Genomic DNA, 20,893 nt, shown 5'->3' on the forward strand with positions numbered 1-20,893 from the left:
TGTGCTTTTTTGAGTCTGGAGAGAGGCTTGGCCCACACCGGCGAAGGCCGGTTACCGGGAAGGGGGAATGCGACGGTAGCCGACCGAGGGCGGGAAGTGTGGTGGCCTGGTCGCATGGTGGGAACTGGTTCCGTTTTTTCATCGTGAATGCTGCTATAAAATACTCTTCTGCCGGCTGGGCGGGGCGTTGTACAAAGCCATAGACAAGCGATTTAAAGCAGGTTAAGGTGATTTTTCATCCCTTTTCTGCTTATTTGTAGTCTAGCTAGCGGAAGTGTTTGTTTTATAAAGATAAAAAGCTGCTCGCTTTGTCATATTGCGATATGCCAGCCGGGCCAGGCTGTAAATATCGACAGGGGAGAGCGGCAAACGTGAACGGAGCAGAGCCTGGAGGGCTTACCATGGAGATGTTATCAGGCGCGGAAATGGTGGTACGAGCGCTGGAAGACCAGGGGATTGAGCATATCTTCGGTTATCCCGGTGGTTCAGTACTGGATATCTATGACGCCTTATTCGAAAACAGCAAGATTGAGCATGTGCTGGTGCGCCACGAGCAGGCGGCCGTGCACATGGCCGACGGTTATACCCGCGCCACCGGCAAGGTCGGCACAGTGCTGGTCACCTCGGGCCCGGGAGCGACCAACTGCATTACCGGCATAGCCACCGCCTACATGGATTCGATCCCCATGGTGATCCTGTCCGGCCAGGTACCGACCAACTACATCGGTGACGATGCCTTCCAGGAGACCGACATGATCGGTATTTCCCGGCCCATCGTAAAGCACAGCTTCCTGTGCAAGAAAGCCACCGACATCCCGCTGGCCATCAAGAAGGCCTATTACATAGCGGCGACCGGCCGTCCCGGCCCCGTGGTGGTCGACCTGCCGAAAGACGTGCAGAATCCGAGAGAGAAGCACCCCTATGCGTATCCCAGCTCGGTGGAAATGCGCTCCTACAACCCCACCGGCGTCGGTCACAAGGGCCAGATCAAGAAGGCCATGAAGGCCCTGGCCGAGGCCAAGCGGCCGGTCATGTACGTGGGGGGCGGTGCCGTCACCGCCGAAGCCAGCGCCCTGGTGGTCCAACTGGCGGAGCTGTTCAACCTGCCGGTGACCAACACCTTGATGGGCCTGGGCAGCATGCCCGGTACCCACAAGCAGTTCATCGGCATGCTGGGCATGCATGGTACTTTTGAAGCCAACAAGACCATGCATAACTCGGATCTGATCCTGGCCATCGGTGCCCGCTTCGATGATCGGGTGACCAACAACGTGGCCAAGTTCTGCCCCCATGCCACCATAGTGCATGTGGACGTGGATCCGACCTCCATTTCCAAGACCATCCAGGCCCATATTCCCATCGTGGGTTCGGCCGATACGGTGCTGGCGCAGATGCTGGACGCCATCCGCGAGCTGGGACTCAAGCCCGACAGCCAGGCCATGAGCGACTGGTGGACGCAGATCGAGCAATGGCGGGCCCGGCACTGCCTGCGCTACGAGAAGAGCGACAAGTACATCAAGCCCCAGCAGGTGATCGAATCGGTGTACCGCATCACCAAGGGCGAGGCCATGGTCAGCTCCGACGTGGGCCAGCACCAGATGTTTGCCGCCCTCTACTATCCCTTCGACAAGCCGCGTCAGTGGATCAACTCCGGTGGCCTCGGCACCATGGGCTTCGGCCTGCCGGCGGCCATGGGGGCCAAGATGGCGCGTCCGGATGCCGTTTCCGTCTGCGTGACCGGTGACGGCTCCATCCAGATGAACATTCAGGAACTCTCCACCTGCATGCAGTACAACATTCCGGTGAAGATCATTTCCATGAACAACCAGGCCCTCGGCATGGTGAAGCAATGGCAGAAGATGTTCTATGAAGGGCGTCAGAGCCACTCCTACATGGACTCACTGCCCGATTTCGTCAAGCTGGCCGAGGCCTATGGCCATGTGGGGATGCGGGTGACCGATCCGGCCGAGCTGGATGCGGCGCTGGAGAAATGCTTCTCCCTCACCGACAAGCTGGTGTTTATGGATATCCAGATCGATCCGGAAGAGCATGTCTACCCCATGCAGATCAAGACCGGCGCCATGGATGAAATGTGGTTAAGCAAAACGGAGAGAACCTGATGCGGCGTATTATATCCCTGTTGCTGGAGAACGAATCCGGGGCCCTGAGCCGGGTGGTAGGGCTGTTCTCCCAGCGCGCCTACAACATCGAGACCCTGACGGTGGCCCCCACCGAGGATCCCACCCTGTCGCGCATGACCATAGTCACCACGGGGGACGACAGGGTCATCGAACAGATCACCAAGCAGCTGAACAAGCTGGTGGATGTGCTCAAGGTGAGCGATCTGACCGACGGCGACCATATCGAGCGGGAAATCGTGCTGGTCAAGGTACGGGCCGACGGCGCCAACCGGGACGAAGTCAAACGCACCGCCGATATCTTCCGGGGGCAGATCGTCGATGTCACCCCGCACCTCTATACGGTGCAGTTGGTGGGCACCAGCGACAAGCTGGACGCCTTTATCCGCAACATGAGCGATACCACCGAGGTGGTGGAAGTGGTGCGCAGCGGGGTCTGCGGGGTGTCTCGCGGTGAAAAATCGCTGCGGGCCTGAAGCAAATATGGAGAACCGCCTGCGGGCGGTTTTTTTACGTCTTCAAAAAAAGTTGACATCTGGCATCATCGGTTGAAAATCGGAGCCAGATGTTTGGGTGGGAGCCAGAGATGCCAGCGGAAAGTGGGACAGCCCGTTCCCTCAAGAAGAGTGCGACCAAGCGCGTGTTCAGTCAGCAGGATCGGCAACTGCTGGCCGGGTACGCCGCCATGGTGGACGGTCTGGCCGAGATGTTCGGCAAGCATTGCGAAGTGGTGCTGCACTCGCTGGAAGACCTGGAGTGCTCGGTGATCAAGATTGCCAATGGCTTCAACACCGGCCGTACCCTGGGTGCGCCCATCACCGATCTGGCACTGCGCCTGCTGCCGGAGCTGGAGCAGCAGGGTCTGAGCCATAGCCAGGCCTATTTCACCCAGAGCCGGCTGGGCTCGCCGATGAAATCCTCGACCCTGGCCTTGCGCAATCTGCAGGGCGACATCATCGGCCTGCTGTGCATCAATCTGCACCTGGGGGCGCCTTTCCATGAATTCATGGCCGACTTCCTGCCCAAGGCCACCGAACTGACGGAAGTCTCGCCGGAAAACTTCAGCAACAACGTGGAAGAGTTGGTGACCCTGACGGTGGAGCGGACCATCGAGGAGATCAATGCCGATCCGGAAGTGGCCAACAACGCCAAGAACAAGCAGATTGTCACCACGCTCTATGAGAAAGGTATTTTCGACATCAAGGACGCTATCGCCATGGTGTCGAACAAACTGAATATATCCAAACACACCGTCTATCTTTATATTCGGCAAAAAAAACGCGATGACGAAGAACCATCGCCTAACCAGGAGTACCCATGACTAAAACCGTAATTGCCACCGACAAGGCGCCCGCCGCCATCGGTCCCTATGTTCAGGCCACCCGTATCGGCAACATGGTCTACACCTCCGGCCAGATCCCCCTGGACCCGGCCACCATGGATATCGTCGAAGGCGGCATTGAAGCCCAGACCAAGCAGGTGATGGACAACCTGATGGCGGTGCTGGAAGAAGCCGGTGCCGGTGCGTCCACCGTGCTGAAAACCACCTGTTTCCTGTCCGACATGAACAACTTCCTGGCCTTCAACGAGGTATATGCCAGTTATTTCCTGGCCGGCGCCCCGGCCCGTTCCTGCGTGGAGGTGGCCCGTCTGCCCAAGGATGTGTTGGTCGAAGTCGAGGCCGTGGCCTACGTCGAGTAAGTCTTTCCGGGGCGGTTCACGTCGCCCCGTTTTTGTCCGGATCCGCCGATGAACCCTTCTCCTCTTCGTTTTGCCCTGCTGGTTACCGGGCCCTGCTACGGTACCCAGTCCGCCGCCGACGCCTATCGTTTCGCCCGGGCCCTGCTGCGGCAGGGACATGTTATCGACAATGTCTTCTTCTATCAGGACGGGGTGCACAACGGCAATCTGCTGATCCAGCCGGCCGGGGATGAGGTCGACCTGTACCGGGCCTGGGTCGAGCTGGCCGAAGAGCAGGGGCTGGCACTCGACCTTTGCGTGGCGGCGGCGTTGCGCCGCGGACTCAGCGACCAGGCCTCCTCGCAGCAGGCCGGGCTGGCGCAGTGGAACGTGGCGGTGCCCTTTCGCCTCAGCGGCCTGGGGGCACTGGCGCAGGCTTCCTTGAGCGCCGACAGAGTGGTGCAATTCTGATGAACCGAATCGCCTTTATTTTTCGTACCCCGCCCCATGGCTCGGCCTCCGGCCGGGAAGGGCTGGATGCGGTCCTGGCCACCTCGGCCCTGAGCGAGGACATCGCGGTGTTCTTTATCGGCGATGGTGTCTACCAGCTGCTGGCGGGGCAGGATCCCGCCGCCGTGCTGGGCCGCCACCATGCGCCGACCTTCGGTCTGCTCGAGCTGTACGATATCGAGGCGGTTTACGTCTGCGCCGAGTCGCTGGCGGAGCGCGGACTGAACGGAACCGAACTGGTCATCGAGGCCAGCGCGCTGACGCTGCCCGAGCTGCAGCTGCACCTGGCCGGTTACGACGTGCGACTGAGTTTTTGAGGTGACTATGCTGCATACGGTCAAGGACTCCCCACTGAACCATCACACCCTGGCCCAGGCCCTGTGTTATATGCAGGTCGGAGATCGGCTATTGTTATGGCAGGATGCCGTCATCGCGGTGGCGGCGCCGGCCTGGCAGGCACGGCTGCAACCTTTGGCCGAGGCCGGTGGTCTATATGTGATGCAGGAGGATCTGCAAGCCAGGGGGCTGCACGCCGCCCTGGGGCAGCCCCTGACCATGGCGGGGCTGGTCACGCTGGTGGCGGAGCTGGGCAGCCCCCAGGCCTGGTGAGGCGGGGGAGAAATCACCGACGGGAATTGTATAAATCTTGACTCAAAATCGAGGCAAGCATAGAATTTTGCGTCCCCGCTTTCGGGGATGGATTTTTCACAACTGTAGAACGATATTTTTCAGGAGCTGTTAATGGCAACAATTAACCAGCTGGTGCGCAAACCGCGTCAAAAGAACGTAGCCAAGAGCAACGTTCCGGCGCTGGAAGCTTGCCCGCAGAAACGCGGCGTATGCACCCGCGTGTACACCACCACCCCGAAGAAGCCGAACTCCGCACTGCGTAAGGTGTGCCGTGTTCGTCTGACCAACGGTTTCGAGGTGAACTCTTACATCGGTGGTGAAGGTCACAACCTGCAAGAGCACTCCGTGGTGCTGATCCGCGGTGGCCGTGTTAAAGATTTGCCCGGTGTTCGTTACCACACCGTGCGTGGCGCACTGGACACCTCTGGTGTTTCCGCTCGTCGCCAAGGCCGTTCCAAGTACGGCGCCAAGAAGCCCAAGGCTTAATGGTTCTCCGTTAAGTAAGGCCAAACATTTTATTTTTTAACCTGTGTTTTGGGTTATCCCTGAAGTTACGGAGAGTTTGCAATGCCAAGACGTCGCGTAATCGGCCAGCGTAAAATCCTGCCGGATCCCAAGTTCGGATCCGAACTGCTGGCGAAGTTCGTAAACGTAGTAATGGTAGACGGTAAGAAATCTACCTCTGAAAAGATTGTTTATGGTGCTTTGGACATCGTTGCTGCCAAAACCAGCAAGGAGCAACTGGCTCTGTTCGAAGAGGCCCTGGACAACGTTCGTCCTACTGTTGAAGTGAAATCCCGCCGGGTGGGTGGTTCTACCTACCAGGTTCCGGTTGAAGTACGCCCCGTGCGTCGTAATGCCCTGGCCATGCGCTGGTTGGTCGACGCCGCCCGTAAGCGTGGTGAAAAATCCATGGCTCAGCGTCTGGCTGGCGAGCTGCTGGATGCGGCTGAAAACAAAGGCTCCGCGGTTAAGAAGCGTGAAGACGTGCACCGTATGGCCGAAGCAAACAAAGCGTTCGCACACTATCGCTGGTAATTGGATGGGCGCGGTCAAGGCCGCGCCCCTTCGGTTGCTGACTAAGGACAGCTGACCTTAGCAAGAGGATATCATTGTGGCTCGTACAACCCCAATTGAGCGCTATCGTAACATCGGTATCAGTGCTCACATCGACGCCGGTAAGACGACGACTACCGAGCGTATTCTGTTCTACACCGGTGTAAACCATAAGATCGGTGAAGTGCATGATGGCGCAGCTACCATGGACTGGATGGAGCAGGAGCAGGAGCGTGGTATTACCATTACCTCTGCTGCTACCACCTGTTTCTGGGACGGTATGGCGCACCAGTATCCCCAGCACCGTATCAACATCATCGACACCCCCGGACACGTTGACTTCACCATCGAAGTAGAACGTTCCATGCGGGTGCTCGACGGTGCCGTCATGGTGTACTGTGCGGTGGGTGGCGTGCAGCCCCAGTCCGAGACCGTATGGCGTCAGGCCAATAAGTATCACGTACCGCGTATTGCCTTCGTCAACAAGATGGACCGTACCGGTGCCAACTTCCTGCGCGTGGTGTCTCAGATCCAGAGCCGCCTGAAGGGTGTACCGGTACCGGTACAGCTGCCGATCGGCGCCGAAGAGGGCTTCCGTGGCGTGGTCGACCTGGTCAAGATGAAAGCCATCGACTGGAACGACGAAGACAACGGCACCAGCTTTGAATACCACGACATCCCTGCAGAGATGCAGGAGCTGGCCGAAGAGTGGCACCAGAACCTGGTGGAAGCCGCCGCCGAAGCCAATGAAGAGCTGATGGAGAAGTACCTGGAAGAAGGCGCACTGAGCGAGGAAGAGATCAAGTCCGCGCTGCGCAGCCGGGTACTGAACAACGAAGTCATCCTGGTGACCTGTGGTTCCGCGTTCAAGAACAAGGGCGTACAGGCCATGCTGGACGTGGTGGTCGACTACCTGCCGTCGCCGGTGGAAGTACCTGCCATCGCCGGTGTGAAGGAAGACGGTGAAACGCCGGACAGCCGTACCGCCGACGATGCCGCACCTTTCGCCGCCCTGGCGTTCAAGATAGCGACCGACCCCTTCGTGGGCAACCTGACCTTCTTCCGTGTCTACTCCGGCGTGATCAACTCCGGCGACACCGTGCTCAACTCCGTCAAGGGCAAGCGCGAGCGTTTCGGCCGTATCGTACAGATGCACGCCAACAAACGGGAAGAGATCAAGGAAGTACGCGCCGGTGACATCGCCGCCGCCATCGGTCTGAAAGACGTGACCACCGGTGACACCCTGTGTGCCCAGGACGCGCCTATCATTCTCGAGCGGATGGAGTTCCCTGAGCCGGTTATCTCCGTGGCCGTCGAGCCGAGAACCAAGGCCGACCAGGAGAAGATGGGCCTGGCCCTGGGCCGTCTGGCGCAGGAAGACCCGTCTTTCCGCGTGTGGACCGACGAAGAATCCGGTCAGACCATCATCGCCGGTATGGGCGAGCTGCACCTGGACATCATCGTCGACCGGATGAAGCGCGAGTTCAAGGTAGAAGCCAACGTGGGTAAACCCCAGGTGGCCTACCGCGAAACCATCCGTGGCTCCGTGGAGCAGGAAGGCAAGTTCGTGCGTCAGTCCGGTGGCCGTGGTCAGTTCGGTCACGTCTGGATCAAGATCGAGCCACAAGAAGCCGGTGCCGGCTACAAGTTCGAGAACGCCGTTGTCGGTGGTGTGATTCCGAAGGAATACATCCCCGCCGTTGACAAGGGCATTCAGGAGCAGATGAAGCAGGGCGTGCTGGCCGGTTATCCGATCGAAGACATCAAGATCACTCTGTACGATGGTTCCTACCACGATGTTGACTCTTCAGAAATGGCCTTTAAGATCGCCGGTTCCATGGCGTTCAAAGCCGGTTTCATGAAGTGCAACCCTGCGCTGCTTGAGCCGATGATGAAGGTTGAAGTAGAAACGCCGGAAGAGTACATGGGTGATGTGATCGGTGATGTTAACCGCCGTCGCGGCATCATCGAAGGCATGGAAGACGGTCCTACCGGCAAGATTGTCAATGCTTTGGTTCCGCTGTCCGAAATGTTCGGCTACGCCACCGACCTGCGTTCCCAGACCCAGGGGCGTGCTTCTTACTCCATGGAGTTTGCCAAGTATGCCGAAGTGCCTGCGAACATGGCAGAGGCGGTTATCGCTTCTCGTAAAGGTTAATTAATCTTTGTTTTAACTCCCCACCCGTGTTGCGGGTGGGATCAAACTAGGAAGGACTAGGTCGTGTCTAAAGAAAAATTTGAACGTAAAAAACCGCACGTTAACGTCGGTACCATCGGCCACGTTGACCATGGCAAAACCACTCTGACCGCCGCCATCACCAACGTGCTGGCCAAGAAATTCGGTGGTGCTGCCCGCGCATTCGACCAAATCGACAACGCGCCGGAAGAAAAAGCCCGTGGTATCACCATCGCCGCTTCTCACGTTGAGTACGACACCGAAAGCCGTCACTACGCTCACGTTGACTGCCCCGGCCACGCCGACTACGTGAAAAACATGATCACCGGTGCGGCCCAGATGGACGGCGCCATCCTGGTGGTTGCCGCTACCGACGGCCCCATGCCGCAAACCCGTGAGCACATCCTGCTGGCCCGCCAGGTAGGCGTACCCTACATCGTCGTGTTCATGAACAAGTGTGACATGGTCGACGACGAAGAGCTGCTCGAGCTGGTAGAAATGGAAGTGCGCGAGCTGCTGTCCGAGTACGACTTCCCGGGCGACGACATTCCGGTCATCCAGGGTTCCGCCCTGAAAGGCCTGGAAGGCGACCCCCAGTGGGAAGAGAAGATCCTGGAGCTGGCCAACGCCCTGGATACCTACATCCCCGAGCCCGAGCGTGCCATCGACGGTGCCTTCCTGATGCCGATCGAAGACGTGTTCTCCATCCAGGGCCGTGGTACCGTGGTAACCGGTCGTGTTGAGCGCGGTATCGTGAAAGTGGGTGATACCATCGAAATCGTCGGTATCAAAGACACCGTCACCACCACCTGTACCGGCGTCGAGATGTTCCGTAAGCTGCTGGACGAAGGCCGTGCCGGTGAGAACATCGGTGCCCTGCTGCGTGGTACCAAGCGTGAAGAAGTTGAGCGTGGCCAGGTTCTGGCCAAGCCCGGCTCCATCAAGCCGCACACCAAGTTCGAATCCGAAGTGTACGTGCTGTCCAAGGAAGAAGGTGGTCGTCACACCCCGTTCTTCAAGGGCTACCGTCCGCAGTTCTACTTCCGTACCACCGACGTGACCGGCACCATCGAACTGCCGGAAGGCGTTGAGATGGTAATGCCGGGCGACAACATCAAGATGGTGGTGACCCTGATCGCCCCGATCGCGATGGAAGACGGCCTGCGCTTCGCTATCCGTGAAGGCGGCCGCACCGTTGGCGCCGGCGTTGTTGCCAAGATCATCGAGTAATCGAGATCCGGCAATCGCTAAAAAAAGGAGGCTTCGGCCTCCTTTTTGCGTTTCAGGGCTTGCATGCCGATTTATTATTAGAATAGTCTAATTTAATTAGACTGTTGTCCCGAAGCTGGCAAGCTCAGGACGCCGTCGTCATTTCAGAGCGAGGCGCTACCATGGATATCAGGCAAGTGACCGCCACCTTCGCGGTGGCGGATCAAATCACCGAGGAAGATTTGCCCCTGTTGAGGGCCAGAGGCTTCGGGACCCTGATCTGCAACAGGCCCGATGGTGAGGTGGAGGGGCAGCCGGCGGCCGAGGTGCTGGCTGCCCAGGCTCGGGAGCAGGGCTTTGAGTGGCTCTGGATCCCTATCGCCTCCGGCAACTTCACTCCTGAGGCCATCCAGGCCTTCGAGCAGGCCTTGGCCGCTACCGAGCAGCCGGTGCTGGCCTTTTGCCGCAGCGGTACCCGCTCCATCACCCTCTGGGCCCTGGCTCAGTCCTCCCGGCAGACGGCGGCGGAGCTGCTTACCACCGCCGCCCGGGCCGGTTATGACCTGTCACCGATGGCCCCGTTGCTCGACGCCCGCTTCAAGGGCTGAGCCGTGCCGTTGCCGCTGTTCGACTGGTGTCGTCACTACGACAGGCCGACCCTGGTCCAGGATCTGGGGGCGGCGCTGATCGTCACCCTGATGCTGATCCCCCAGTCGCTGGCCTATGCCATGCTGGCCGGATTGCCGCCGGAAGCGGGGCTCTACGCCAGCATATTGCCGTTGCTGGCCTATGGGGTCTTCGGCTCGAGCCGCACCCTCTCGGTCGGGCCGGTGGCGGTGCTGTCGCTGATGACGGCCTCCACCCTGGGGCAACTGCAACTCGACGGGGTGCATTACCTGAATGGCGCCCTGGTTCTGGCCCTGATGAGTGGCGGTTGGCTGCTGTTGTTCGGGCTGTTGCGGCTGGGCTTTGTCGCCCATTTTATCAGCCATCCGGTGATGTCGGGCTTTATCAGCGCCTCGGCCCTGCTGATCACCCTCAGCCAGTTGGGCCCGCTGCTGGGGGTGGGGCTGGAGGGGCATCAGTTGCTGGCCCTGGGCTCCCTGGTGCGGCAGTGGGATGCCATTACCCTGGCCACGGTGGTGATGTCGGCGGCCAGCCTGACGCTGCTGCTCTGGTCCCGCTACCGACTGCAGGGCGTGCTGTTGCGTCTGGGGTTGGGCGAGGGGCTGGCCACTGCCCTGGTGCGCTTGACGCCGGCCTTGCTGGTGATAGCCGGCATGCTGTTGTCGTGGGGGCTCGATTTGGGCGTGCTGGGCGTCGCCCTGGTGGGCGAGGTGCCATCAGGGCTGCCTGCCTGGAGCTGGCCGCAGTGGTCCGGACTGCCCTGGCAGGCCCTGATCGTGCCGTCGCTGCTGTTGGCCTTGGTGGGTTTTGTGGAGTCGGTCTCGGTGGGGCAGACCTTGGCGGCCAAACGCCGCCAGCGGATTTCCGCCAACCAGGAGCTGATCGGCCTGGGGGTTTCCAATATCGCCGCCGGCCTGTCCGGCGGCATGCCGGTGACCGGCGGCTTCGCCCGCTCCGTGGTCAATTTCGATGCCGGGGCCCAGACCCCGGCGGCCGGCATCTACACCGCCGTTGGGATAGCGCTGGCCGGCCTCTGGCTCGCTCCCTGGCTCAGTGTCCTGCCCAAGGCGGTGCTGGCCGCGACCATAGTGGTGGCCGTGCTGGGGCTGTTGGACTGGCGCCAGTTTCGCCACATCTGGCGCTACTCCCGCACCGACTTTGCCGCCCTCGGCCTGACCTTCCTGGTGACTCTGGTGGTGAACGTCGAGTTGGGACTGCTGGCCGGCATTGCTGCTTCCCTGCTGCTGCACCTTTACCACAGCTATAAACCGCACTGGGCCGAGGTCGGCCTCATCGCCGGTACCGAGCATTTCCGCAACCGGCTGCGTCACCGGGTGGAGTTGGACCGAAGCCTGCTCTGCCTGCGGGTGGACGAGAGCCTCTACTTCGCCAATGCCGGCCAGTTGGAAAACATCGTCGCCACCCTGGTGAGCCTGCGTCCCGAGGTGCGGCACCTGGTGTTGCAGTGCAGTGCCATCAACCGCATCGATGCTTCCGCCCTGGATAGTCTGCAGATGATCAACGAGCGACTGCGTCTGGCCGGCATCGGTTTTCACCTGGCCGAGGTCAAGGGGCCGGTGATGGACCGGCTGCGGCAAAGCGCCCTGCTCGAGCGGCTGAATGGCCGGGTGTTTCTGACCATGTACCAGGCTTGGGAGGAGCTGACGGCCCAGCCCGAGTATGTGATCTGAGCGGTTTTTTTCGGCAAATAATGGCTTGCATTGATAACCACTATCATTTAGATTTATTCCATCGAGGCGGAGGATTTCTCTTATGTACGTGTGTCTGTGTAAAGGCATTACCGAACGTCAGCTTAAACAGGCTATTGCCGAAGGCAGCACCGAGTTCAAGCAACTGAAGCGTGAGCTGGGCACAGGTTCCCAGTGTGGCAAGTGCATCCCGGTGGCCATGGCCATACTGGCGGAAGAAAACGCCAAGACCCAGCTTTACTACGAAGTTGCCTGAAACCCCGCTGCTCCATTCTCCCCTGCTCCGTTTTTAGAAGACTTTTCACTGCCAGGCGCCCTGCTCGATGACAGGGAGCCCAAGATCATTTCCCACCTCAATGAGGTGCTGGGTAACGAGCCGATGACCTGCTCGAATTCATCCTGTTCCTTCAAGGCATCCCCAACCTGCAGGGCTTGGCCGGCTGTGCATCGGAGAAGATACCGAAGAGATGATCAAGGCAACCCCATCCTTGGAAATGGAGGGTATCCCCGGCCTCAAGAAGGCCATCGCCGATGTGGCGTCGGTGGGGGACGCTCGCTGAAGCACCATTGGGATCAGTTAGTTAACCGCCTGGAAACGAGGAGTGGATGGGCGGGTTCGTAACCCTGCTCGGACTTATCGACCGGGCTGGTATTCAGCGCTACCGGCAGGCCCGGGTTGTCGACGACGGCTGAGCTCGGATCGCGCACAGGAACCCACAGCCCGGCCGGGGCTTTTTCCGTTTGGGGGCTGCTCATCCGCCCCGGCTTTGGATACTATGGACCCAGACTTTAGCAAGGATGTCGATAGCGATGAAAAATACTCAAAGAACCCTGCCGCCCCACAAGAATGTCGCGCTGGTGGCTCACGACCATATGAAAGAGCAACTCCTGGAGTGGGTGGCCAGCCGGGCCGAACAGCTGAAGCTGCACCACCTCTACGCCACCGGTACCACGGGTACCATGCTCAGCCGCAAGGTCGGGTTGCCGGTGCGCTGCCTGCTGTCCGGCCCCATGGGGGGTGATCAGCAACTGGGCGCCATGATCGCCGAGGGCAAAATAGACGTGCTGATCTTTTTCTGGGACCCACTCAACGCCGTGCCTCACGACCCCGACGTCAAGGCCCTGCTGCGCCTGGCCACGGTGTGGAATATCCCGGTGGCGACCAATATCGCCACCGCCGACATGTTGATGGACAGCTCTCAGATGAGTCGGGATTTCAGCATCCGTATCCCGGATTACGAAGGTTACCTGAAGGAAAGAACCTCCGGCTGAGCCGGTGGCGCCCCGGCCCAGGCCGGGGTATTCAGTTCCGGCCCAGCTGCTTGTAGGCGTATTTTGGCCTGGTGTTGAGGATCAGGTTTTTCTGCTCCTCGGTCATGTTGGCGGGATTGAGGCCCAGTGCCTTGAAGGTGAGCAGGGGACGAGCTTCCAGAGTAATCATCAGTGGCTTGATGGCGTTGAGACCTGGCTCAACGGGCTCGCCATAGGCATAGGTCAGTATGCCCTGCTCCAACAAATTTTTGACGGCTGGCTCGGTGACCGGCAGTTTTATGACGCTCTTGCGTTGGATCACGAATTCCCGCAGTACCGCCTTTTCACCCGCATCCAGATAATCCAGCACTTCCTTCAGCAGTTTTTGCCTTACCAGTCGTTGCTTGCGATAAAACACGTGTTGAAACAGCAGTATGGCAGCATGGGCGAGGAAATAGGAAGCGGACACCACCATGCCCAGCACGAACAGCAAGCGGTAATCGGCCAGCCAGAGGCCGAAGCTACCGGCAAAGAGGCTATCCGGTAACAGGGTCACCAGGGTACAGCTCAGCAGTAACCAGCACATAAACCAGTTAAGCGGCGAAACCTCTCTTAAATCCAACATGCTTGTCTCCACAATACCGGGCCACGGGCCGATCTGTCTCTCATTTAAGCAATTGATGTGCCATCTATGGGTGAATGGGTATTAAGACCCATTCGGCCATTATCAAGAGGCCGAAGAGGTAACGGAAAATTTATTTTTACATTAAATGTATACAAATGATCTTAACATTGTGTCTTTTATGTGTTTTATTAGTACTCAATTTAGAGCCAGTGTTACAGCTGACAGGGAGTCCAGGTAATGAGTACAGTTACACTTGAGCAGGCACTGACGATTACGCGCGGTGCCTTACAGTACGGGCTAGAGGTGGGTGCGGCGCCGCTGACCGTCGCCGTGCTGGATAATGCCGGCAGGCTGGTGTCCTTGCAACGCCAGGACGGCTCCAGCCTGCTGCGGCCGGACATCGCCATCGGCAAGGCCTGGGGTGCCATCGCCCTGGGGCGCAGCTCCCGTGGTCTGGCAGAGATGGCCGCGGCCCGGCCGGCCTTCATGTCGGCGGTCAACGTGCTGGCCCAGGGCAACATAGTACCGGTGCCCGGCGGAGTGCTGATCCGTGACGAGGCCAACCGTCTGCTGGGTGCCGTCGGCATCAGCGGTGATCAGTCGGACGTGGATGAGGCCTGTGCGGTTGCAGGAATAAAATTGGCCGAACTGGTCGCGGATTGCGGCTAGTTCGGCAGCTTTGTGCAGTAACGCGTTGTTTTGGTCGAGGGGTAACCTTGGTTACTCATTTTTACGCGCCCGCTTCGGTGGGCGCTTTTTTTTATTAATTTTTACGGGATTCCGGTATGGTTAGCAAAAATAAATTTTCAATCTAATGGCCTGGAGCCTGAAACCCCGTATGTCCCGGATCAGAGTCAAGAACGAAGAAAAGATCATCCGTGCCGCCAGCCGGATTTTTGCCGAGAACGGCTATGCCGCCACCAAAACCGCCGATATCGCCGAACTGGCCCAATTACCCAAGCCCAACATCTACTACTATTTCGGCAGCAAGGAAAAACTCTACCGGGCGGTGCTGGAAAGCGTGACCGAGCCCTTGCTGGCGGCGTCCGTCCCCTTTATCGAATACCGGGATCCGGTGAAGGCCCTGACCGCCTACATCAAGGCCAAGTTGTTGATTTCCCGCGATTATCCCTATGCTTCCAAGGTCTTTGCCAACGAAATCATGCACGGTGCCCCCCATCTGCCGGAGGACATCATCGCCCGCCTGAGCGAGCAGACCCGCACGCTCAGTGCCAAGCTGAACGACTGGGTGGGACTGGGATTGATGGCGCCCGTCAATGCCCATCACTTGCTGTTCGCCATCTGGGCCTCCACCCAGACCTATGCCGACTTCAACTGGCAGATCACCATGGCGCTGGGCAAAGAAGAACTGGATGACGGCGATTTCGACCAGGCGGCGGAGGTGATCACCCGGCTGGTGATCGACGGTTGCCGGGTGAAATCCCTGGCGGCGGACTAAATAACTGATCCTAATAGTGCTACATCAACCGGGTCCCGCACACAGACACGCCGTGAACCCATCCCTGGCGCGGAGGGTCTGCTTAGCGAAACCCTGTCGCTGCCGGCGGTGATCTACCATTCGGAACGGTTATTTAGGGACGGGCGGGATCGTTCTTGGCGGTGTCCGCCAGGCTGGCGTCGGGCATCCACCACCCCAGCACCAGGCAGAGCAGGGCATAACCGGACAGGGCCAGGAATACCGGCATGATCCAGTCGCCGCCGCCGTTGCCCTGGTACTGCCAGCCTAACAGGGCCACCCCCAGGGTTCCGCCCAGTGAGCGGATAAAGTTCATCAGCGCCAGTCCCGATCCCAGCTGACGGGCGGGCAGGGCGTTCTGCACCGCGATGGAGCAGGCGACGATCAGAAAGCCGATGCCCACCCCGGCCGCGATCAGCGTCGGATAAAGCCATAACCCCGGCTCCTGCCGCTGGAACACCCAGCACAAGCCACCACAACCCAGGCCCAGGGCGATGCCACCCAGCCAGGGAAAAGGCCGGCAGAACCCCTGGCGGGCGATGCGCTTGCCGCTGACAAAGGTGCCCAGGGTCACGCTCAGGATAAACCACAGCAACACCAGGCTGGTCTGGGAGGGCGCCATCGCCAGTCGCTGCTCCAGCCCGAGGGGCACATAGACCAGCAGCGCCAGCCGGATGGCCTCCGACAGGGCCAACAACAGCACGGCGGTGCCGAACAGCCGCTCCTTCAGGAAACGCAGCGGCAGCACCGGCCCCGGATGCCGCCATTGGTGCCAGATCAGCAGCAGGCTGAGCAGGGCAGAAAGCCCCAGTAAGGACGCTTGGTAGGGGGCCAGCACCGGGGCGACCAGGGTGACATTGGTCGCCAGCCCCCAACCACTCCCCGTCAGCAGCAGCAGCAGGATGCCGACGCCGTCCGGCCGTCCTTTGGCGCCCTTGTGACCCAGATCCTTCAGCGCCCAGTGGTTGAGCCCCAGCGCCAGCAGCCCCAGCGGCACCTTGAAGATAAACAGCCAGCGCCAGTCGAACAGGCCGATGATAAAGGCACCGAGCAGAGGGCCGGCCACGCTGGAAATGGCGAAGAGGGCGGAGATATAACCCTGGTAACGGCCCACCTGGCGTGGCGGTATCACATCGGCGATCACCGCGAAAGACAGGGCGATCAGGCCGCCGCCGCCGGCCCCGGTCAGCAGCCGGGTGGCGAGCAGGAGCGGCAGGGCGTCGACCAGGCTGCTGGCGAGCGAGCCCAGGGTAAAGAGCGAAATGGCCATGGCCAGGCAGGGACGGCGGCCGAAGCGATCGCTTAACCGGCCGTAGATGGGCATGCTGAGGGTCATGGCGAAGAGGTAACTGCTTACCAGCAAGGGAGCCAGCTCCGGGGCCGAGAAGGCCCGGCCCAGGGTGGAGAGCGCCGGCATCAGCAGGGTGATCTCCAGTGCCCCCAGCATGATGGCCAGGGCCACCCCCATGAACACCCGCTGTATCCGCCGTCGTTCGGTTGGCGCCGTTGCTTGAATCATGTTCTTTCCGCTCCCGCTACACTTAACACAAAAGGCCAGAAAAACTGCTGTCACTAACGTACACAACTATTTAGTTAATTGCTTGTCCCGGCAACCACTTAACACCCGGTGGCAACAAAATGGTTACCCGGCTGTGAAATATTTGTTGACTCATGGGTCAGTTTTTTATTTTAATTACAGGTAAAGATACTACCATTCTGTTGGTCGGCAATGTGTGCAGTGTACTCGCTGAAGGAGGCAAGCCTTGATTAAGTTCTTACTTAACCAGGAGTTGCGGGAGGAGAAGGACCTTTCGCCAAATATGACGGTGTTGAATTATCTGCGTACCCGCGCGGCTAAGACCGGCACCAAGGAAGGATGCGCGTCCGGTGACTGCGGCGCCTGTACCGTGGTGCTGGGTGAGCGCGAAGGAGATCGGATCAGCTATCGTTCGGTCAACTCCTGCCTGACCTTCGTGTCGGCGCTGCACGGCAAGCAGTTGATCACCGTGGAGGATCTCAAATCGAAGGATGGCCGCCTGCACCCGGTGCAGCAGGCCATGGTGGACTTCCACGGCTCCCAGTGCGGTTTCTGCACCCCGGGTTTCATCATGTCGATGTTCGCCCTGAGCAAGAACAAGCCCGCGGCCGATAAGCACGACATTCTCGAGGCCCTGGCCGGCAACCTGTGTCGCTGCACCGGCTATCGCCCCATCGTCGATGCGGCCAAGGCCATCGCCGATCAGCCGCAGCTGGCCGATGACTTTTCCCGCTACGAGGCCGAGGTGGTGGCCAGGCTGGCCCAGATCGAGACCGATACCCTGGTGACCCTGGAAGGGGACGACAAGGTATGCTTCTCGCCCACCTCCAGCGCCGAACTGGCGACCCTGCTGGAACAGCATCCGGATGCCCGGCTGCTGGCCGGCGGCACCGATCTGGCGCTGGAAGTGACCCAGTTCCACCGGGAACTGCCCAAGATGATCTATGTGGGCAACGTGGCCGACATGAAGCAGCTGGAAGAAACCGATCAGGCTCTGGTGATCGGCGCCGCCCGCACCTTGAGCGACAGTTACGACGCGCTCAGCCGCAGCTACCCGGACTTCGGCGAACTGCTGCACCGTTTCGCCTCCCTGCAGATCCGCAACCAGGGCACCCTGGGCGGCAACATCGGCAACGCCTCGCCCATCGGCGACGCACCGCCGGTGCTGATCGCGCTCAATGCCCGCCTGGTGTTGCGCAAGGGTGAGCGGGTACGCGAGCTGCCCATCGAGGAGTACTTCCTGAGCTACAAGGTGACCGCCCAGGAAGAAGGCGAGTTCATCGAGAAGGTGATAGTGCCCAAGCCCGCGGCCAACCAGCACTTCAAGGTGTACAAGCTGTCCAAACGGATAGACGACGATATTTCCGCGGTGTGCGGCGCCTTCAACCTGACCATAGAAAACGGCAAGGTGACCGAGGCCCGTATCGGCTTCGGCGGCATGGCGGCCACGCCCAAGCGGGCTGCGGCCTGTGAGCAGGCGCTGGTGGGCCAGGACTGGAACCACGCCACCGTCAAGGCGGCGATGAAGGCCCTGGACGGCGACTTCCAGCCCCTGTCCGACTTCCGCGCCAGCAAGGAATACCGCGCCAAGACGGCGGCAAACCTGCTCTACAAGTTCTTTATCGAGCAACAGGATCTGAAACTGGAAACCAGGGTGACGTCTTATGTCTAACAAACCGCTGAACACGCTCACCATCGACGAAATGATGGAAAGGATCAAACAGGACCTGCAGACCGGCGTGGGCAAGAGCGTGCCCCACGACAGCGCCGCCAAGCAGGTGGCCGGCGAGGCCCAGTACATCGACGACCGGCTGGAGTTCCCCAACCAGTTGCACGTGTATGCCCGGCTGTCCGACAAGGCCCACGCCCGCATCACCAAACTGGATGTAAGCCCCTGCTACCAGTTTCCCGGCGTGGCCATCGCCATCACCGCCGAGGACGTGCCCGGCGAGCTGGACATCGGCCCGGTGCTGGCGGGGGATCCCCTGCTGGCCGATGGCAAGGTGGAATACTACGGCCAGCCGGTGCTGGCGGTGGCTGCCAACGATCTCGAGACCGCCCGCAAGGCGGCCATGGCCGCCATAGTGGAATATGAAGAGTTGCCGGCGGTACTGTCGGTGGAAGAGGCGCTGGAAAAAGAGCTGTTCGTGACCGAGAGCCACAAGCAGCAGCGGGGCGACTCTGCCGCCGCCCTGAAAAAGGCCAAGCACGTGATCGAGGGCAGCCTGCACATCGGCGGCCAGGAACACTTCTACCTGGAAACCCAAATCAGCTCGGTGGTGCCTACCGAAGACGGCGGCATGCTGGTGTTCACCTCCAGCCAGAACCCGACCGAGGTGCAGAAGCTGGTGGCCAGCGTCCTGGGCGTGTCCATGAACAAGGTCGTCATCGACATGCGCCGTATGGGCGGCGGCTTCGGCGGCAAGGAAACCCAGGCCGCGGGCCCGGCCTGCATGGCCGCCGTGGTGGCCCGGCTCACCGGCCGCCCGGCCAAGATGCGTCTGCCGCGGGTCGAAGACATGATGATGACCGGCAAACGCCACCCCTTCTTCAACCAGTACAAGGTAGGCTTTGACGACAACGGCCGTATCGAGGCGGCGGAAATCGTGGTGGCCGGCAACTGCGGCTACTCGCCGGACCTGTCCTCGTCCATCGTGGACAGGGCCATGTTCCACTCGGACAACGCCTACTACCTGGGCGACGCCACCGTCATCGGCCACCGCTGCAAGACCAATACCGCCTCCAACACCGCCTACCGCGGGTTTGGCGGCCCCCAGGGCATGATGACCATAGAGCACGTGATGGACGAGATCGCCTCCGTGCTGGGCAAGGATCCCCTGGAGATCCGCAAGGTCAACTTCTACGGCAAGGATGATCGCAACGTCACCCACTACCACCAGACCGTGGAGCACAACATCATCAACGAGATGGTGGCGGATCTGGAGCAGTCGGCCGAGTACGGCAAGCGGCGCGAGGAAATCAAGGCGTTCAACGCCCGCAGCCCGATCCTCAAGAAGGGCATCGCCATCACTCCGGTGAAGTTCGGTATTTCCTTCACCGCCACCTTCCTCAACCAGGCGGGGGCGTTGATCCACATCTATACCGACGGCAGCATCCACCTCAACCACGGCGGCACCGAAATGGGCCAGGGCCTCAACACCAAGGTGGCCCAGATAGTGGCGGAAGAGTTCCAGGTGGACGTGGATCGCATCCAGATCACCGCCACCAACACCGACAAGGTGCCCAACACCTCGCCGACGGCGGCCTCGAGCGGCACCGACCTGAACGGTAAGGCAGCCCAGAACGCGGCCCAGACCATCAAGCAGCGCCTGATCGACTGGGCGGCGGGCCACTTCAAGGTCAGCCCCGAGGACGTGGTGTTCAAGAACAACTTCGTGCAGATCCGCCAGCAGTTGCTGTCGTTTCCGGAGTTCGTGCAACTGGCCTATTTCAACCAGGTGTCGCTCTCCAGCACCGGCTTCTACAAGACGCCGAAGATCTACTACGACCACGCCACCGGCTCCGGTCGCCCCTTCTACTACTTCGCCTACGGCGCCGCCTGTGCCGAAGTGGTGGTGGACACCCTGACCGGTGAGTACAAGATACTGCGTACCGACATACTGCACGATGTGGGTGACTCCCTCAACCCGGCCATCGACATCGGCCAGGTAGAAGGCGCCTTTATCCAGGGCGTGGGCTGGCTGACTACCGAGGAGCTGGTGTGGAACGACCAGGGCCGGCTGATGACCAACGGTCCGGCAGGCTACAAGATCCCGGCGGTGGCGGACATGCCCATCGACTTCCGGGTCAAGCTGGTGGAAAACCGCAAGAACCCGGAAGACACGGTATTCCACTCCAAGGCCGTGGGCGAGCCGCCCTTTATGCTCGGCATGTCGGTGTGGTGTGCGTTGAAAGACGCCGTGGCCAGCGTGTCCGGCTACCGCCGCTACCCGCACATCGACGCGCCGGCCACCCCGGAACGGGTGCTGTGGGGCGTGGAGCAGATGCAGGCGCTGGTGGAGCAGGACGAGATCGCCACCCGGGTCGAGGATGTGTTGATCAAGTAAGGGCAGGGGCAGCCACTACTATGGCTGTCAGCTGCGTGCGGGGATGCCTTTTTCAGGACTCGATATTGCTGGTGGTTTGCCTGCGGGCGATGCCGGGACAGGGAGGAGGACAAAGGACGCCGCTCAGCCGACCCTCTGCGCCAGGGATGGTGCAGCGGAGCCCCCAGGGATGGGTTTACGGCGTGTCGGCGGAGAGGTGCC

General features: G+C 60.3%; 21 protein-coding genes. 19 read left to right on the top strand and 2 right to left on the bottom strand.

Going from position 1 to position 20,893, the window contains the following annotated elements:
- Positions 1–401: 401 nt before the first annotated feature.
- The 15 genes from ACT7DK_RS02790 to ACT7DK_RS02860 all read left to right on the top strand — a co-directional run bounded on the left by ACT7DK_RS02790 (position 402) and on the right by ACT7DK_RS02860 (position 13,007).
- The gene (locus tag ACT7DK_RS02790) at positions 402–2,120 is read left to right on the top strand and encodes an acetolactate synthase 3 large subunit (protein ID WP_445396111.1); all 1,719 of its coding nucleotides are present in this window, start codon (positions 402–404) and stop codon (positions 2,118–2,120) included.
- Positions 2,120–2,614: an acetolactate synthase small subunit gene (gene ilvN / locus ACT7DK_RS02795; protein WP_445396113.1), complete on the top strand. Its 495-nt coding sequence runs from the start codon at positions 2,120–2,122 to the stop codon at positions 2,612–2,614. The genes ACT7DK_RS02790 and ilvN overlap by 1 nt, the downstream gene beginning before the upstream one ends.
- A 110-nt stretch (positions 2,615–2,724) precedes the next feature.
- The gene (locus tag ACT7DK_RS02800; RefSeq protein ID WP_445396116.1) at positions 2,725–3,459 is read left to right on the top strand and encodes a helix-turn-helix transcriptional regulator; all 735 of its coding nucleotides are present in this window, start codon (positions 2,725–2,727) and stop codon (positions 3,457–3,459) included.
- Positions 3,456–3,839, top strand: coding sequence for a RidA family protein (locus ACT7DK_RS02805; RefSeq protein WP_445396118.1), 384 nt, complete (start codon positions 3,456–3,458; stop codon positions 3,837–3,839). The genes ACT7DK_RS02800 and ACT7DK_RS02805 overlap by 4 nt, the downstream gene beginning before the upstream one ends.
- 48 nt (positions 3,840–3,887) lie before the next feature.
- Entirely contained in the window at positions 3,888–4,289 is a 402-nt protein-coding gene (gene tusD, locus ACT7DK_RS02810) for a sulfurtransferase complex subunit TusD (RefSeq protein WP_445396120.1), read from the top strand.
- Complete coding sequence (gene tusC / locus ACT7DK_RS02815) at positions 4,289–4,645, top strand: sulfurtransferase complex subunit TusC (protein ID WP_445396122.1); 357 nt, start codon at positions 4,289–4,291, stop codon at positions 4,643–4,645. Before tusD ends, tusC begins: the two co-directional genes overlap by 1 nt.
- 7 nt (positions 4,646–4,652) lie before the next feature.
- Positions 4,653–4,937, top strand: a complete 285-nt coding sequence (gene tusB / locus ACT7DK_RS02820) for a sulfurtransferase complex subunit TusB (RefSeq protein WP_445402255.1) — start codon at positions 4,653–4,655, stop codon at positions 4,935–4,937.
- 132 nt (positions 4,938–5,069) lie between these two features.
- Positions 5,070–5,444, top strand: coding sequence for a 30S ribosomal protein S12 (gene rpsL / locus ACT7DK_RS02825; protein WP_094040575.1), 375 nt, complete (start codon positions 5,070–5,072; stop codon positions 5,442–5,444).
- Between the two features lie 81 nt (positions 5,445–5,525).
- On the top strand, positions 5,526–5,996 hold the full coding sequence (gene rpsG / locus ACT7DK_RS02830; protein ID WP_445396125.1) for a 30S ribosomal protein S7: 471 nt from the start codon (positions 5,526–5,528) through the stop codon (positions 5,994–5,996).
- 76 nt (positions 5,997–6,072) lie between these two features.
- Complete coding sequence (gene fusA, locus ACT7DK_RS02835) at positions 6,073–8,172, top strand: elongation factor G (protein WP_445396127.1); 2,100 nt, start codon at positions 6,073–6,075, stop codon at positions 8,170–8,172.
- A 63-nt stretch (positions 8,173–8,235) separates the two neighbouring features.
- A complete protein-coding gene (gene tuf / locus ACT7DK_RS02840) occupies positions 8,236–9,420 on the top strand; it encodes an elongation factor Tu (RefSeq protein ID WP_445396129.1) in 1,185 nt (394 codons plus the stop codon).
- A 161-nt stretch (positions 9,421–9,581) separates the two neighbouring features.
- Positions 9,582–10,007 (top strand): TIGR01244 family sulfur transferase, encoded by a 426-nt coding sequence (locus tag ACT7DK_RS02845; protein WP_445396131.1) that lies wholly within the window; start codon positions 9,582–9,584, stop codon positions 10,005–10,007.
- A 3-nt stretch (positions 10,008–10,010) separates the two neighbouring features.
- On the top strand, positions 10,011–11,717 hold the full coding sequence (locus tag ACT7DK_RS02850) for a SulP family inorganic anion transporter (protein WP_445396133.1): 1,707 nt from the start codon (positions 10,011–10,013) through the stop codon (positions 11,715–11,717).
- Between the two features lie 82 nt (positions 11,718–11,799).
- Positions 11,800–11,991 carry a bacterioferritin-associated ferredoxin gene (locus tag ACT7DK_RS02855; RefSeq protein ID WP_445396135.1) on the top strand — a complete coding sequence of 64 codons (192 nt, stop codon included), beginning with the start codon at positions 11,800–11,802 and terminating at the stop codon, positions 11,989–11,991.
- A 554-nt stretch (positions 11,992–12,545) separates the two neighbouring features.
- Positions 12,546–13,007, top strand: a complete 462-nt coding sequence (locus tag ACT7DK_RS02860; RefSeq protein WP_445396137.1) for a methylglyoxal synthase — start codon at positions 12,546–12,548, stop codon at positions 13,005–13,007.
- Positions 13,008–13,038: 31 nt separating this feature from the next.
- Here ACT7DK_RS02860 and ACT7DK_RS02865 read toward each other — a convergent pair whose 3' ends face one another.
- Complete coding sequence (locus ACT7DK_RS02865) at positions 13,039–13,611, bottom strand: superinfection exclusion B family protein (protein WP_445396139.1); 573 nt, start codon at positions 13,609–13,611, stop codon at positions 13,039–13,041.
- A 237-nt stretch (positions 13,612–13,848) separates the two neighbouring features.
- Between ACT7DK_RS02865 and ACT7DK_RS02870 the strand changes: the two genes are divergently transcribed.
- Together ACT7DK_RS02870 and ACT7DK_RS02875 are read left to right on the top strand one after the other, a co-directional pair.
- A complete protein-coding gene (locus ACT7DK_RS02870) occupies positions 13,849–14,280 on the top strand; it encodes a GlcG/HbpS family heme-binding protein (protein ID WP_445396141.1) in 432 nt (143 codons plus the stop codon).
- A 169-nt stretch (positions 14,281–14,449) separates the two neighbouring features.
- A complete protein-coding gene (locus tag ACT7DK_RS02875) occupies positions 14,450–15,070 on the top strand; it encodes a TetR/AcrR family transcriptional regulator (protein ID WP_445396143.1) in 621 nt (206 codons plus the stop codon).
- A gap of 133 nt (positions 15,071–15,203) precedes the next feature.
- On the opposite strand, the gene ACT7DK_RS02880 is transcribed toward ACT7DK_RS02875, so the two are convergent.
- Positions 15,204–16,607 (bottom strand): MFS transporter, encoded by a 1,404-nt coding sequence (locus ACT7DK_RS02880; RefSeq protein ID WP_445396145.1) that lies wholly within the window; start codon positions 16,605–16,607, stop codon positions 15,204–15,206.
- A gap of 244 nt (positions 16,608–16,851) precedes the next feature.
- Between ACT7DK_RS02880 and xdhA the strand changes: the two genes are divergently transcribed.
- Entirely contained in the window at positions 16,852–18,297 is a 1,446-nt protein-coding gene (gene xdhA / locus ACT7DK_RS02885; RefSeq protein WP_445396147.1) for a xanthine dehydrogenase small subunit, read from the top strand.
- Positions 18,290–20,692: a xanthine dehydrogenase molybdopterin binding subunit gene (xdhB, locus tag ACT7DK_RS02890; RefSeq protein ID WP_445396149.1), complete on the top strand. Its 2,403-nt coding sequence runs from the start codon at positions 18,290–18,292 to the stop codon at positions 20,690–20,692. Before xdhA ends, xdhB begins: the two co-directional genes overlap by 8 nt.
- Positions 20,693–20,893 lie beyond the last annotated feature (201 nt).

The organism is Zobellella sp. An-6, from assembly GCF_052487945.1.

Bases quoted from the DNA above. Each gene is read 5' to 3' on its own strand.
- tusB (WP_445402255.1), top strand. From the start codon at position 4,653: ATGCTGCATACGGTCAAGGACTCCCCACTGAACCATCACACCCTGGCC.
- rpsG (WP_445396125.1), top strand. From the start codon at position 5,526: ATGCCAAGACGTCGCGTAATCGGCCAGCGTAAAATCCTGCCGGATCCC.
- ACT7DK_RS02865 (WP_445396139.1), bottom strand. From the start codon at position 13,611: ATGTTGGATTTAAGAGAGGTTTCGCCGCTTAACTGGTTTATGTGCTGG.
- ACT7DK_RS02855 (WP_445396135.1), top strand. From the start codon at position 11,800: ATGTACGTGTGTCTGTGTAAAGGCATTACCGAACGTCAGCTTAAACAG.
- ACT7DK_RS02800 (WP_445396116.1), top strand. From the start codon at position 2,725: ATGCCAGCGGAAAGTGGGACAGCCCGTTCCCTCAAGAAGAGTGCGACC.
- ACT7DK_RS02805 (WP_445396118.1), top strand. From the start codon at position 3,456: ATGACTAAAACCGTAATTGCCACCGACAAGGCGCCCGCCGCCATCGGT.
- ACT7DK_RS02870 (WP_445396141.1), top strand. From the start codon at position 13,849: ATGAGTACAGTTACACTTGAGCAGGCACTGACGATTACGCGCGGTGCC.
- ACT7DK_RS02875 (WP_445396143.1), top strand. From the start codon at position 14,450: ATGTCCCGGATCAGAGTCAAGAACGAAGAAAAGATCATCCGTGCCGCC.
- ACT7DK_RS02790 (WP_445396111.1), top strand. From the start codon at position 402: ATGGAGATGTTATCAGGCGCGGAAATGGTGGTACGAGCGCTGGAAGAC.
- ACT7DK_RS02880 (WP_445396145.1), bottom strand. From the start codon at position 16,607: ATGATTCAAGCAACGGCGCCAACCGAACGACGGCGGATACAGCGGGTG.
- ACT7DK_RS02860 (WP_445396137.1), top strand. From the start codon at position 12,546: ATGAAAAATACTCAAAGAACCCTGCCGCCCCACAAGAATGTCGCGCTG.
- rpsL (WP_094040575.1), top strand. From the start codon at position 5,070: ATGGCAACAATTAACCAGCTGGTGCGCAAACCGCGTCAAAAGAACGTA.
- tusD (WP_445396120.1), top strand. From the start codon at position 3,888: ATGAACCCTTCTCCTCTTCGTTTTGCCCTGCTGGTTACCGGGCCCTGC.
- ilvN (WP_445396113.1), top strand. From the start codon at position 2,120: ATGCGGCGTATTATATCCCTGTTGCTGGAGAACGAATCCGGGGCCCTG.
- xdhB (WP_445396149.1), top strand. From the start codon at position 18,290: ATGTCTAACAAACCGCTGAACACGCTCACCATCGACGAAATGATGGAA.
- tusC (WP_445396122.1), top strand. From the start codon at position 4,289: ATGAACCGAATCGCCTTTATTTTTCGTACCCCGCCCCATGGCTCGGCC.
- ACT7DK_RS02845 (WP_445396131.1), top strand. From the start codon at position 9,582: ATGGATATCAGGCAAGTGACCGCCACCTTCGCGGTGGCGGATCAAATC.